Source organism: Streptomyces gilvosporeus (assembly GCF_002082195.1).
In the GTDB taxonomy this organism is placed as follows: domain Bacteria; phylum Actinomycetota; class Actinomycetes; order Streptomycetales; family Streptomycetaceae; genus Streptomyces; species Streptomyces gilvosporeus.
Map to the genome: position 1 here is coordinate 1,958,956 of NZ_CP020569.1, position 12,786 is coordinate 1,971,741.

The 12,786-nt window shown below is 72.9% G+C and carries 9 protein-coding genes and 1 pseudogene; 3 read left to right on the forward strand and 7 right to left on the reverse strand.

Annotated features, from left to right (window positions below; translation table 11 throughout):
- Nucleotides 1-40: 40 nt before the first annotated feature.
- From B1H19_RS08610 to B1H19_RS08620, 3 genes are all read right to left on the reverse strand, one after another.
- Nucleotides 41-706, reverse strand: a complete 666-nt coding sequence (locus B1H19_RS08610; protein WP_083104026.1) for a response regulator — start codon at nt 704-706, stop codon at nt 41-43.
- Nucleotides 703-1,980, reverse strand: a complete 1,278-nt coding sequence (locus B1H19_RS08615; RefSeq protein ID WP_083104027.1) for a sensor histidine kinase — start codon at nt 1,978-1,980, stop codon at nt 703-705. The genes B1H19_RS08610 and B1H19_RS08615 overlap by 4 nt, the downstream gene beginning before the upstream one ends.
- A 127-nt stretch (nt 1,981-2,107) precedes the next feature.
- Nucleotides 2,108-2,818, reverse strand: a complete 711-nt coding sequence (locus B1H19_RS08620) for a TetR/AcrR family transcriptional regulator (RefSeq protein ID WP_083104028.1) — start codon at nt 2,816-2,818, stop codon at nt 2,108-2,110.
- A 225-nt stretch (nt 2,819-3,043) separates the two neighbouring features.
- On the opposite strand from B1H19_RS08620, the gene B1H19_RS08625 reads away from it, so the two are divergent.
- A complete protein-coding gene (locus B1H19_RS08625; RefSeq protein WP_083104029.1) occupies nt 3,044-3,490 on the forward strand; it encodes a nitroreductase family deazaflavin-dependent oxidoreductase in 447 nt (148 codons plus the stop codon).
- A 43-nt stretch (nt 3,491-3,533) separates the two neighbouring features.
- Here the strand turns inward: B1H19_RS08625 and B1H19_RS08630 are convergent, their stop codons facing one another.
- Nucleotides 3,534-4,739, reverse strand: a complete 1,206-nt coding sequence (locus B1H19_RS08630) for a geranylgeranyl reductase family protein (RefSeq protein ID WP_083104030.1) — start codon at nt 4,737-4,739, stop codon at nt 3,534-3,536.
- Nucleotides 4,740-4,914: 175 nt separating this feature from the next.
- Between B1H19_RS08630 and B1H19_RS08635 the strand changes: the two genes are divergently transcribed.
- On the forward strand, nt 4,915-6,297 hold the full coding sequence (locus B1H19_RS08635; RefSeq protein WP_237289228.1) for a dipeptidase: 1,383 nt from the start codon (nt 4,915-4,917) through the stop codon (nt 6,295-6,297).
- Nucleotides 6,298-6,679: 382 nt separating this feature from the next.
- Here the strand turns inward: B1H19_RS08635 and B1H19_RS08640 are convergent, their stop codons facing one another.
- Nucleotides 6,680-7,717 (reverse strand): NUDIX hydrolase, encoded by a 1,038-nt coding sequence (locus B1H19_RS08640; RefSeq protein ID WP_083104032.1) that lies wholly within the window; start codon nt 7,715-7,717, stop codon nt 6,680-6,682.
- 698 nt (nt 7,718-8,415) lie between these two features.
- Here B1H19_RS08640 and B1H19_RS08645 point away from each other — a divergent pair.
- Nucleotides 8,416-9,648: pseudogene (locus B1H19_RS08645) on the forward strand (glycoside hydrolase family 27 protein); the annotation flags it as partial.
- Here the strand turns inward: B1H19_RS08645 and B1H19_RS08650 are convergent.
- The gene (locus B1H19_RS08650; protein WP_083104034.1) at nt 9,630-11,705 is read right to left on the reverse strand and encodes a serine/threonine-protein kinase; all 2,076 of its coding nucleotides are present in this window, start codon (nt 11,703-11,705) and stop codon (nt 9,630-9,632) included. The pseudogene B1H19_RS08645 and the gene B1H19_RS08650 overlap by 19 nt on opposite strands.
- 108 nt (nt 11,706-11,813) lie before the next feature.
- Entirely contained in the window at nt 11,814-12,767 is a 954-nt protein-coding gene (locus B1H19_RS08655) for an ROK family protein (protein WP_083104035.1), read from the reverse strand.
- Between the last annotated feature and the right edge of the window lie 19 nt (nt 12,768-12,786).

A 12,786-nucleotide genomic window follows, 5' to 3' on the forward strand; every position in this document is an offset into this window, starting at 1 on the left:
GCCCCGGTGCGCCGTGGTGGCGCAGGGACATGGCGTGGCGTCAACCCAGCCAGCCGGGGCGTACCAGCCCCGACTCGTAGGCCAGCACAACCAGTTGGGCGCGGTCCCGGGCACCCAGTTTGACCATGGTGCGGCTGACATGGGTTTTGGCCGTGAGCGGGCTGACGACCAGTCGGCGGGCGATCTCCTCGTTGGACAGGCCGATGCCGACCAGCGCCATCACCTCGCGCTCCCGCTCGGTCAGCGCCGAGAGCGCGCCGGCCGCGGCCGGTTCCTTGGAGCGGGCCGCGAACTCGGCGATCAGCCGCCGGGTGACACCGGGCGAGAGCAGCGCATCGCCCGCGACGACCGCCCGCACCGCGCGCAGCAGTTCCTGCGGTTCGGTGTCCTTGACGAGGAAACCGGAGGCGCCGGAGCGGATCGCCTCGAAGACGTACTCGTCCAGCTCGAAGGTGGTCAGCATGACGACCCGGACGCCGGACAGCGCCGGGTCCTCGGTGATCCGGCGGGTCGCGGCCAGGCCGTCCAGGACCGGCATCCGGATGTCCATCAGCACGACGTCCGGGCGCAGCCGGCGTACGGCCTCCAGGGCCTCCTGGCCGTCGGACGCCTCACCGGCCACCTCGATGTCCGGCTGGGCGTCCAGCAGCGCCGTGAACCCGGCGCGCACCAACAGCTGGTCGTCGGCGAGCAGTACCCGGATCACGACTCCTCCTCGGGGGCGCCGGGGGTGTCCGTACGGGCGGCCGCGCCACGGGAGCCGGACAGCGGGAGCCGCGCCCGGACCCGGAAGCCGCCGTCCGCACGGGGGCCCGCCTCGACGGTGCCGCCGAGGGCCGCGGCCCGCTCCCGCATCCCTATCAGGCCGTTGCCGCCGGCCCGCTCCCCCGGGGCGGCGGTCGCCGGGCCGTCGTCGTCGACCTCGATCTCCAGGGCGCCGGGCGCGTGCCGGAGCCGGACGCGGGCGGTGCGCGAGCCGGAATGACGCACGACGTTGGTGAGCGCCTCCTGGACGATGCGGAAGGCGGCGAGATCGGCGTTGGGCGGCAGTGCGGTGCGGGTGCCCTCGGCGGTGACGGTCACGGCGAGCCCCGCGCTCCGGGCCTGTTCGGTGAGCTCGGGCAGGCGGTCCAGGCCCGGCGCCGGGGAACGCGGGGCGTCCCCGGGGGCGCGCAGGGTGTCCAGCACCTGCCGCACCTCGCCGAGCGCTTCCTTGCTCGCGGCCTTGATGGTCGTCAGCGCCGAACGCGCCTGCTCGGGATCGCTGTCCAGCAGGGTCAGCCCGACCCCCGCCTGGACGTTGATGACGGAGATGCTGTGGGCCAGGACGTCGTGCAGCTCGCGGGCGATCCGCAGCCGCTCCTCGTCGGCCCGGCGCCGCTCGGCGGCGGCCCGCTCGGCGCGGACCCTGGCGAACTGCCCCCGGCGCACCCGTATCAGCTCCGATACGGCCACCACCGCCACGATCAGGACGGCGACGAACAGTTCGTCCCCCCACGGGGCGGGCCGGCCGTGCGGGGGCGGCAGCCAGCGGTAGAGCCAGTGGCCCACGAGGAGATGACCGACCCACAGGCCGCCCAGCGCGCACCACGTCACGAGGCGGTACCCGGCGAGGATCGCCGCGAAGGCGCCCAGCGCGACGGTGAGGAACACCGGCCCGTACGGATAGCCGGCCGCGAAGTAGACCGCGGCGAGGGCGGACGTCCCGATGGCGACCGTACGCGGCAGGCGGTGCCGGAACAGCAGCAGGGCGCCGCCGAGGATCAGCAGCGCCCGCCCGAAGCCGTCGAGCGGCATCCGGCCGGGCTGGCCGTGCGCCGCGAACACCGAGCCGAGCGTGACGAAGACCGTCACCGCGACCGTCGAGATCCACGGCAGCCGGGCCCCCGCCCAGCTCCTCGGTTCCGCGCCCACCGGCGACCACGGTGCCCGCACGGGCCCCAGGCAGCGCCGCACCCACGGCGGCCGTGCAGTGTCCATGCCCGCAACGCTAGACCGCACCCCGGCCCGAGCGCGTCACCCCAGGGCGGTGGGCGGCAGTACTCCCGGGGTAGTAGGCGGCAGGGCGGGCCCGGAGGACGGGTTGGGCGCCGACCCGTCGGCGGGCCTAGCGCGGGGTGGCCAGACCGACGCTTCGGGCCAGTTGGTGGACTGCCTGCTCGAAGAACTCGGTACGGGCCGCGACCACCCCGTTGAACTGGCCGAAGACCTCGAAACTCACCAGCCCGAACAGCTGCGCCCAGGCACCCACGAGCCGCGTCAGGACCGCACTGGGCAGCTCCACGCCCAGTTCCGCGCCGAGGGTGAACGCATCGCCCACCACCGCGTCGGGCAGTGTTTCAGCGGGCTCCTTCAGGGCGCCTGCGGCATACGCGTCGCGGACCACGCCGATCAGTGCGAGGCCGACGCGGGAGGCGGGTCCGGTGGTGGTGCGGGGGGCGGTGTAGCCGGGTACCGGGGAGCCGTAGATCAGCGCGTACTCGTGCGGATGGGCCAGCGCCCAGGTGCGGACGGCGGCGCAGACGGCGCTCCAGCGGGCGACGGGACGCTTGGCGTCGGCGCCGGTCACGGCATCGCGGGCGGCCTCCGCGGCCTCGCCGACGGCGTTGTAGGCGTCGACGATCAGCGCGGTCAGCAGGTCGTCGCGGCTGGGGAAGTAGCGGTAGAGCGCCGAGGACGCCATGCCGAGCTCGCGGGCCACGGCGCGCAGCGAGAGCTTGGCGGCGCCCTCGGCGGCGAGTTGGCGGCGCGCCTCGTCCTTGATGGCGGCGGTGATTTCGCTACGAGCTCGTTCCCTGGCGCCTCGGATCGCAGTCATGGGGGCAGTCTGACATGGAGTGGAGCAGTGCACCAATACGAGAGCGTCGCAAAAAAAAGAGAGCACTGCTCTTGCAATGTCACCGAACCGTGCGCACACTACTCACAAGCGAGAGCACCGCTCTCGAAACAGATAACGGATCTAACCGATCTACCCGATCTAACCGATCTAACCGATCATGGATAGCCGCTCGCAGAGAGCCGATCACCTCACCGGAGGTCCACCATGTCCGCGTCCCGCTACCTCAAGCCCGGCCGTTTCGCCGCCCGGCTCAACGGCATCATCGGATGGCTGGCCCGGCGCGGCATCAGCCTCGCCGGCTCGGCGGACCTCGCCGTCCGGGGGCGTAAGAGCGGGGAATGGCGGCGCGTCCCCGTCAACCCGATGACGTACGAGGACGGCCGCTACCTGGTCTCGGCGCGCGGGAACTCCGAGTGGGTGCGCAATATGCGCGCGGCGGGCGGCGGCGAACTGCGGGTCGGGCGCCGCGTTCGCCCGTTCACCGCCGTCGAGCTGCCCCCCGCCGAGACCCCGGCGGTGCTGCGCGCGTATCTCCAGCGCTGGGGGTGGGAGGTGAAGTTGTTCTTCGGGGAGATCACCGCCGACTCCAGCGACGACGACCTCCTGGCCGCGGCCCCGCGCCACCCCGTCTTCCGGATCACCGAATCCTGACCGAAGAGCACCGAAGAACACCGAGGAACGAAGAGGCCGCCCCTCAGGGCCGATCGAACGCCTCCAGCGCCCGCCGGGCCATCGGATGGGTGCGGACCAGCTCCGCCAGGGTCGTCGTCCCGCGGGTGATCTTCGCGAAGGCGTTCCACGCGGGCCGGAAGCCCGTGAGGGCGGCATGGAACAGGCCGGGGCGGCGGGAGAAGATGCCGAGCAGGGAACGGCCCACGCCCATCTCCACGCCCAGGCTCGCCTTGATGGCGAAGGCGTAGTTGAGGGCCTGGCGGCGGGTATCCACCCCGTCATGGGCCTCGGCGACGCGCACCGCCCACTCCCCCGCGAGCCGGCCCGAGCGCAACGCGAAGGAGATGCCCTCGCGGGTCCACGGCTCCAGCAGGCCCGCCGCATCGCCGCACACCAGCACCCGGCCGCGGGAGAGCGGCGAGTCCTCGGCGCGGCAGCGCGTCAGATGGCCGGAGGAGATGCTCGGCTCGAAACCCGCCAGCCCCAGGCGGCCGATGAAGTCGTCCAGATAGCGCTTGGTCGCCGCGCCCTCGCCGCGGGCGGAGATCACGCCGACGGTGAGGGTGTCGCCCTTGGGGAAGACCCATCCGTAACTGCCCGGTATCGGGCCCCAGTCGATCAGTACGCGGCCCGCCCAGTCCTCGGCGACCGTGTCGGGCACCGGGATCTCGGCCTCCAGCCCGAGGTCGACCTGCGCCATCTTGACCCCGACGTGCCCGCCTATCCGGCCCGCGCTACCGTCGGCGCCGACCACCGCGCGGGCCAGCACCACCTCGCCGTCGGACAGCACCACCGCGACCGTCCGGCGGTCCGGCACCTCGGCGCCGTGCTGTTCGACCCGGGCGACCGTGACACCGGTACGCACCCGGGCGCCCGCATCCTTGGCCGACTCGACCAGCCCGGCATCGAACTCGGGGCGGTTGATAAGCCCGAAGAGCATGTGCTTGGAGCGGCGGGTGCGGGCCAGCCTGCCATTCATCGAGAACGTCACCGCATGCACGCGGTCGCTCAGCGGCAGCTCGAAGCCGGGCGGCAGGGCGTCGCGCGAGGGGCCGATGATGCCGCCGCCGCAGGTTTTGTAGCGGGGCAGTTCCGCCTTCTCCAGGAGCAGCACCCGGCGTCGGGTACACGCCGCGGCGTGCGCGGCCGAGGCGCCCGCGGGCCCCGCGCCCACCACCACGACGTCCCACACCTGCTGGTTGTTCTCGGCTGCGTGCTCGCTGCTCACCTGTGCGTTCGCTCCCGTTCGATGCCTGCTGCCGTACCACCCCGATCCTACGGGCCACGGTCCGGCGGAGCTCCTGTGGGAAGATCGGGTGCAGTCATCCCCGTACGTCCGGCCCGTACGGCCCACAAGGACGGACGGGCCGCGTACGCATCGTCGCCCCCACAAGGAGCGTTCCATGTCCCCCATGTCCGGAAGCGCCGACAGCCCGCTCGCGCGCACCGTCGCCGCGCTGCAACCCCGCGCCCGCACCGAGCTGGCCGAGCTGGTGGCGTTCAAGTCGGTGGCGGATCCCGCGCAGTTCCCCAAGAGCGAGTGCGAGGCGGCCGCCGACTGGATCGCCACGGCGCTGCGGACGGACGGCTTCCAGGACGTGGCCCTGCTGGACACCCCCGACGGCACCCAGTCCGTGTACGGCTTCCTGCCCGGCCCGGCCGGCGCCCCCACGGTCCTGCTGTACGCCCACTACGACGTGCAACCGCCGCTCGACGAGGACGCCTGGGTCTCCCCTCCCTTCGAGCTGACCGAGCGCGACGGCCGCTGGTACGGGCGCGGCGCCGCCGACTGCAAGGGTGGCCTGATCATGCATCTGACGGCGCTGCGGGCGCTGAAGGAGCACGGCGGCATACCGGTCAACGTCAAGGTGATCGTCGAGGGTTCCGAGGAGCAGGGCACGGGCGGCCTGGAGCGGTACGCCGAGGCGCACCCGGAGCTGCTGGCCGCGGATGCCATCGTCATCGGTGACACCGGCAACTTCCGGGTCGGGCTGCCGACCGTGACCTCGACGCTGCGCGGGATGACGCTGGTGCGGGTGCAGGTCGACACACTGGCGGGCAATCTGCACTCCGGCCAGTTCGGCGGCGCGGCCCCGGACGCGCTGGCGGCGCTGATCCGGATCCTGGACTCGCTGCGGGACGAGGACGGCTCGACGACGGTCAAGGGCCTTGCGGCGGACGCCGTCTGGGAGGGCCTCCAGTACGCGGAGGAGGACTTCCGCAAGGACGCCAAGGTGCTGGACGGTGTGGAGCTGATCGGCAACGGGACGGTCGCGGACCGGGTCTGGGCGCGGCCGGCCGTCACGGTGCTCGGGATCGACTGCCCGCCGGTGATCGGCGCCACGCCGTCGGTCCAGGCGGGTGCGCGGGCGCTGGTGAGCCTGCGGGTGCCGCCGGGCACGGACGCGGTGGAGGCGACGCAGCTGCTGGCCGCCCATCTGGAGAGCGCCGCCCCGTGGGGTGCGCGGGTCGCGGTGGAGCAGATCGGGCAGGGGCAGCCGTTCCGGGCGGACACCGACAGCCCGGCGTATGCGTCGATGGCGGCCGCGCTGCGCGAGGCGTACGACGGCCAGGAAATGCAGACGGCCGGTATGGGCGGCTCGATCCCGCTGTGCAACACGCTGGCCGGGCTCTACCCGGACGCGGAGATCCTGCTGATCGGCCTGAGCGAGCCGGAGGCACAGATCCACGCGGTCAACGAGAGCGTGTCGCCGCGGGAACTGGAGCGGCTGTCGCTGGCGGTGGCGCGGTTCTTGCAGAGCTATTCTCCCCACGTTGTCGGCTGACCCGCCGTAGGGGTTGTTCGCCGTCACGCCTGCGGCGGGCCCGTCGGCTGCGCTTTGCCTGAGCCGACGTTCTGGCTTTCTCGCCGTAGCGCCTGCGGCGGGCTGTTCCGCTGGCGCGGGGCTGTTCGGCAGCGGCACCGGCCCTACACGGCTCCGCCGCTACGGCCCGGCACCTCCCCGTTGGTGGTGGGGAAAAACGGTGGGGGCGGACCACCGGCCTTCTTCCCCCCCACTCACGGGAGGGGCCGCGCCGCAGGACGAAGTCCGGAGGCGTGGCACCGCACCCGTACCAACCCACGCCCGCCGCTGGGGGTACCTCCCAGCGTTAGCTGGGGGAGCAACGGCGGCAAACCCCTACGGCGGGCAAGCCAAAAACGTACGGCTACCCCACGGGAACCCCGGCCTCGAGGTGCAGCGGGCACCCGCCCTCCCGGGCCCGAAGGGCCCACCGCAGCCGGTTCCAGCGCACCGGCGGGAGCATGTCCTCGGCCTCCGGCTCGGTCACGAAGCGCCATGCGCGCAGCTCGGCGCCGGGCAGCAGCAGGGTCCGGATCCGTTCTTCGGTGAGTGTGCCGCCGTCGAACAGCAGCCGCAGACCGCCGAATCCGGGCGGTTTGGGCGCCTCCCAGTCGACGACCAGCAGCCGCGGCGCCCGGGGCAGCCGGATGCCCAGTTCCTCGGCGACCTCGCGTACTCCGGCGCGGGCGGGGGGCTCGCCCGGTTCCACGATGCCGCCGGGGAATTCCCAGCCGGGCTTGTACGTCGGGTCGACCAGCAGCACCCGGTCCTGGCTGTCGAAGAGCAGCACGCCGGCCGCGATGGTCTCCGCGGTCGGCTGGGGGGTCTGCACGATGTCGCAGACGCCGGCGCCGGTGCGGACCGCCTCGGCGACCTGTTCGGCGGTCTGCCGGGGCGTGAGCCGGCTGGTGTCGACGACATGGGCGTCGCCGGTGATCCATTCCAGTGCGTCGGCGTACGGGCCCAGATGCTCCAGGCACCAGCGCCGTACGGACGCCTGGGCCTCGGGGGCACCGCCCGGCGGCTCCGCACGCCGGGCTATGCGCTCGCGCAGGATCGTTTCCTCCGCATGGAGCAGAACATGCTGTACGGGGATCCGGCGGGCCGCGAGGGAACCGAAGATCTCGTCGCGGTACTCCTGGCGCAGCAGCGTCATCGGCGTCACCAAGGGGCCCGGCACCTCGGTGAGCAGCGCCGCCGCGGTGTCCACGACCATCCGCCGCCAGGACGGCAGGTCCTGATAGTCGTCGATCTCCTCCAGCCGTTTGGCCGGCAGCATCAACCGCAGTCCGCTGCCGAGGAGTTCGGGGTCGTAGAGCGTGCTTCCGGGAAGCAGGTCGAGCAATTCATGCGCCGCAGTGGTCTTGCCCGCACCGAACGTGCCGTTCAGCCAGACGATCACGGTTTCCCCTCTTCCCTAGACCCAGGTGAGTTGCCCGGAACACCCTGCCATGGAAACGCTCGGGAAGACGGATGCCGGTCAGTGCATCCCCCGTCGCGAAGCCCCCGGCAAACAAGCGCTCCCCCGCCCCTCCAGTACCGAAACCCTCACCTGGATACGGGCCCTCGTCGCATATGACGGCGGCCCATCGAGCGGTCAGTGGCCCGGTTCTCGGCCGCCTGGCGGCCCGTCGGCGGCGGCGGGGATTTCCGGTGTCGGAATCCCGGATTCAGGCGGGCGGAAAGGCGGGCGGACCGAATGGCGGGCGGCCGGAATTTCGCAGGCGCCGGCGAAAGCGGCGCCGGATCGGGGCACGCCGCGCGGAATGCGCATTCCCGGGTGCGGGCTCAGGACGGGGAGGTCGCGGCGGGTATGCGGCGGGTATAGCGCCCCTTGCCCCGTCGCCCGATAAGGCGTCAGCGGAATGCGGCGCCGGTGTTCACCCGCCGCCCGCGGCATTTCGCCGATCCGGCGACGCGCTACGAGTCGCCGCCCGCTTTCGACTTCCTGACGGGCGGGGCACGGACGGCGCGAGGGCCGGACGAACGACCACGACCGCACCTCTTCCAACAGACTTCAACAAGCTCTACCGTAACCACACACCCAGGACGGGGAGTTGCCCCACACCTCTCGCGAAGACGGAGACGGAGGACGCGACCATGCGCGTTCGCATCCGCACCATCCAGGGCCCGATACGCCTCCTCGCAGCGCTGTGCGCCACGCTGCTGTGCACGGCAGGCACGCCGCCCTCCCCGGGGCAGGCGCCCGCGCCCCGGTTACCCGGCGGGCTCGCCAAGACCCCGCCGATGGGGTTCAACAACTGGAACTCCACGCACTGCCGGGCCGAGTTCAACGAGGGCATGGTCAAGGGCATCGCCGACCTGCTCACGGCCAAGGGGCTCAAGGACGCCGGATACCGCTACGTCAACCTCGACGACTGCTGGGCGCTGCCCGCGCGGGACGGCGGGGGCAGGCTCGTACCGGACCCGAAGCGCTTCCCGCACGGGCTCAAGGCCGTCGCCGACTATGTCCACGCCAAGGGCCTGAAGTTCGGGATCTATACGAGCGCGGGGACCAAGACCTGCAACGAGAACGGCTTCCCCGGTGCCCTGGGGCACGAGACGTCCGACGCCCGCCAGTTCGCCGACTGGGGCGTGGACTACCTCAAGTACGACAACTGCAACAACCAGGGCGTGGACGCCAAGCAGCGCTACCGCGCGATGCGGGACGCCCTCCGGGCCACCGGGCGCCCCATCGTCTACAGCATCTGCGAATGGGGCGAGAACAGGCCCTGGGAGTGGGCTGCGGACGTAGGGCATCTGTGGCGGACCACCGGGGACATCGACGACAACTGGTCGAGCATGCTCGGAATCCTCAAGCAGAACCTGCCGCTGGCCCCGTACGCGGGACCCGGCCACTGGAACGATCCGGACATGCTGGAGGTCGGCAACGGCGGGATGACGGACACCGAGTACCGCAGCCACTTCTCCCTCTGGGCCATGATGTCCGCCCCGTTGCTCATCGGCTCCGATCTGCGCACGGCGACCCCGGAAACCCTCGCCATCCTGGGCAACAAGGACGTCATCGCGCTCGACCAGGACGCGCTGGGCAAGCAGGCCACGGTGGTGGCCTCCGACTCCGGCCGCTGGACGCTGGTCAAACCGCTGGCGAACGGTGATCGCGCCGTCGCCCTCTTCAACGAGACGGGAACGCCGCAGCGCCTGTCGACCACCGCCCGGGACGTGGGCCTCCCCCAGGCCGACCGCTACCGGCTGCGCGACCTGTGGCAACACCGCACCTCGCAGACCACAGGCGCCGTCTCCGCCACGGTCCCGGCCCACGGCATCGCCGTCTACCGCGTCTCCGTGGAGCGTCAGCAGGTGGGCAGGCCGGGAATGGGCTGATCGTTCGCGCCGCCGGTGAGGTAGACGACGCTGATGTAGACACCGGTGTTCCCGCTGTCGTCATCGGTCTTGGCCCACCAGACGTTCGTCCACTTCCCGTACGTCTCGCGTCGGCCCAGATTCGCCTGGCAGTAGAAGTAGTTGGTGCCCGCGTTGACGGTGCCGACCTGCTGGAAGGACGCGGTGTACGAGGTCGCGGAGCGCCAGACGTCGCAGTTGGTCTTGCCGCCGCCGATGGAGACGCACGAGGTCTTCGGGGTGGGCTCGCCGCCACCGCTGGTGCCGCCGGTGCCGCCACCGCTGCCGCCGGACGTACCGGAGGTGCCGCCGTCCGTACCACCCGACGTACCGCCGTGACCGCCGCCCGTGGACCCGCCGAGCAGCCCGCCCAGACTCCCGCCCGACGCACCCGGCTTGGTGTCCTTGCCGGTCGGGTCCGACGAGGGCTCCTGGGAGGCGGACGGCGACGCAGTGGTGCCGTTCTCCTTGCCGTTGCCGCCCGCCGTGCCGTTGCCCTTGCCCGCCTGCTTGCTGCCGGACGGGCTCGGGTCGGCGACCGGCGAGGGCTTTCCGGCCGGCGGCGCCGACTGCCCTCCGTCGTCCGCGACGGTCTTGCTCGGGCCGCCGCCGACCAGGGCATAGGTCACCCCGCCGCCGGTGGCGAGGACGGCCAGCGCCGCCGCAACGGCGAGCACCAGGCGGCGCCGGCGGCGGGCGGGCAGCCGCGCGGTGTCGCCCCCGGGCGCGTTCCTCGGATGCGGGTGGGTGCCGGTGTCCCCCACGGCCGGGCCGCTCACCACGCCCGGCGGGTCGAAGCCGGGGCTGAGGGCCGAGACGGGGGTGTCGGCCTCGGGCGGGGTCGCGGAGGCGGCCGGGCCCGCCGCGCCGCCGTGGGCACCGGGACCGCCGGACAACCAACTGGTGGGCGGCGCACCGGAGTTACCGCCACTTCCGGCCACCGCGCCACCCGCACCCTGCGGGAAATCCTTCGGCGGAGGCGGCGGCGTCGGCAGCGGCCGGATGTCGGTGGCGGTGGGCAGATGCGGCGCCCCCGGCACCGGCGCCGCCGACGGCTCGCGCCCCTCGGCCACCGCCGTCAGCATGCTGCGCGCCTGGGCGGCCGACGGCCGGTCGGCCGCGTTCTTGGCCATCAGGGCGTGCAGTACGGGCGTGAGCGGCCCGGCCCGCTGCGGCTCCGGCAGCGGTTCGGTGACGATCGCGGTGAGCGTGGAATACACCGACGTACGGCGGAACGGGGCGCCGCTGCCCTCCACGGCCGCGTACAGGGTCATGCCCAGCGACCAGATGTCCGAGGCCGGTGTGGGGTCCTGGCCCTGGGCGCGCTCGGGCGGCAGATAGTCGAGGGAGCCGACCAGTTCGCCGCTGCGGGTGATGTTGGTGGTGGCGCCGTCGCCGGGCGCCTCGATGCTGGCGATGCCGAAGTCGGTGAGCACCACCCTGCCGCTGCGGTCGAGTAGCACGTTGCCCGGCTTCACATCGCGGTGCAGCACGCCCACTTGGTGGGCGGCGTCCAGCGCGTCCATCACCTGGGCGCCGATCCGGGCGATCTCCCGCGGATCGAGGGGGCCCCGCTGCTGGAGGGCGTCGTCCAGCGACGGCCCGTCGATCAGCTCCATCACGATGACGGGGCGGCCGTCCTCGTCGATGACGTCGTGCACGGTGACCACGCCGGAGTGGCGGATACGGGCCGCGGCCCGCGCCTCGCGCTGCATCCGGGTGCGCAGATCGGCGAGTTCGGGGGCGGAGGCGTCGGTGTAGGCGCGCAGGACCTTGACGGCGACCTCGCGGCCGAGCACCTCGTCCACGGCGCGGCAGACCACGCCCATTCCGCCGCGGCCGAGCCGGCCGGTGACGCGGTAGCGGCCGCCGATCACCCGCCCGGTCAGATCGGCGTCCGTACCGCGCTTGGGGCCGCTCGCCGAAGCGGCCTTGGGTGCCCCGTTGCCGGGCGGTGCGACCGCCGCCTCGCCGCTCGCGCCGTCCGGCTCATCCGCGCCGCGGCGCTCGCGCTCCCCCGGTGTCATCGTCGCCGATCCCCTCGATACCCGATTCCTGGCCCGTACGCCGCATCCCTCGCGGAGCACGGCGCGGTCGGCAACAGACTAAGGGGCGCGCGGGTGCGGTGGGTGACCTCAGGGCAGGGGTGCGAAGGCATCGAGACGGGACTGTTGTGCGGCGGCCGCTGCCCCCACCACTCCGGCGTCCGTCCCCATTTGAGCGGGTACGACCGTCAGGTCCGCCACGAACGACAGTGTGGCGTAGGAGCGCAGGGCGCGACGAAGGGGGGCGAAGAGGATGTCTCCGGCGCCCGCAACTCCCCCTCCGATGACCGCGATATCGATCTCGACCAGTGTCGCGGTGGCGGCGATCCCGGCGGCCAGCGCCTGGGCGGCCCGCTCGAAGGACCGTACGGCGACGCGGTCACCGGCGCGGGCCGCGGCGGCGACGGCGGCGGCGCTGGTGTCGCCGTCGGGGCCCGGCAGCCAGCCGTCGGCCAGCGCGCGGCGGGCGATGTTGGGGCCGCTGGCGATCCGCTCGACGCAGCCGCGGCCGCCGCACGGGCAGGGGTCGCCGTCGAGGTCGACGCTGATGTGGCCGATGTGCCCGGCGTTGCCGGTGGGGCCCGGATGCAGCCGACCGTTCAGGACGAGTCCACCGCCGACCCCGGTGGAGACCACCATGCACAGGGCGTTGTCGTGGCCGCGGGCCGCGCCCTGCCAGTGTTCGGCCGCGGTCATCGCCACCCCGTCGCCGACCAGCGTCACCGGCCGCTCGCCGACCAGCGCCCGCACCCCGGCGACCAGCGGAAAGTCGCGCCAGCCGGGGATGTTGACCGGGCTGACCGTACCGGCCGAGGCATCCACGGGCCCCGCGCTGCCGATGCCCACGGCCGCCACCCGCGCCCACTCGGGTGCCGCGGCGAGCTCCCGGACCACCTCGGCCACCGCGCGCATCACCGCCGCCCCGTCCTGGTCGGCGGGGGTGGGCCGGGCGGCCCGTACGATCATGCTGCCGTGCGCGTCCACCAGGGCTCCGGCGATCTTGGTGCCGCCAATGTCGAGCGCTGCGCTCAGGTCCGTTTGCATCGGTGTGAAATCTCCTGGT

Bases quoted from the DNA above. Each gene is read 5' to 3' on its own strand.
- B1H19_RS08615 (WP_083104027.1), bottom strand. From the start codon at position 1,980: ATGGACACTGCACGGCCGCCGTGGGTGCGGCGCTGCCTGGGGCCCGTG.
- B1H19_RS08620 (WP_083104028.1), bottom strand. From the start codon at position 2,818: ATGACTGCGATCCGAGGCGCCAGGGAACGAGCTCGTAGCGAAATCACC.
- B1H19_RS08625 (WP_083104029.1), top strand. From the start codon at position 3,044: ATGTCCGCGTCCCGCTACCTCAAGCCCGGCCGTTTCGCCGCCCGGCTC.
- B1H19_RS08635 (WP_237289228.1), top strand. From the start codon at position 4,915: ATGTCCCCCATGTCCGGAAGCGCCGACAGCCCGCTCGCGCGCACCGTC.
- B1H19_RS08650 (WP_083104034.1), bottom strand. From the start codon at position 11,705: ATGACACCGGGGGAGCGCGAGCGCCGCGGCGCGGATGAGCCGGACGGC.
- B1H19_RS08655 (WP_083104035.1), bottom strand. From the start codon at position 12,767: ATGCAAACGGACCTGAGCGCAGCGCTCGACATTGGCGGCACCAAGATC.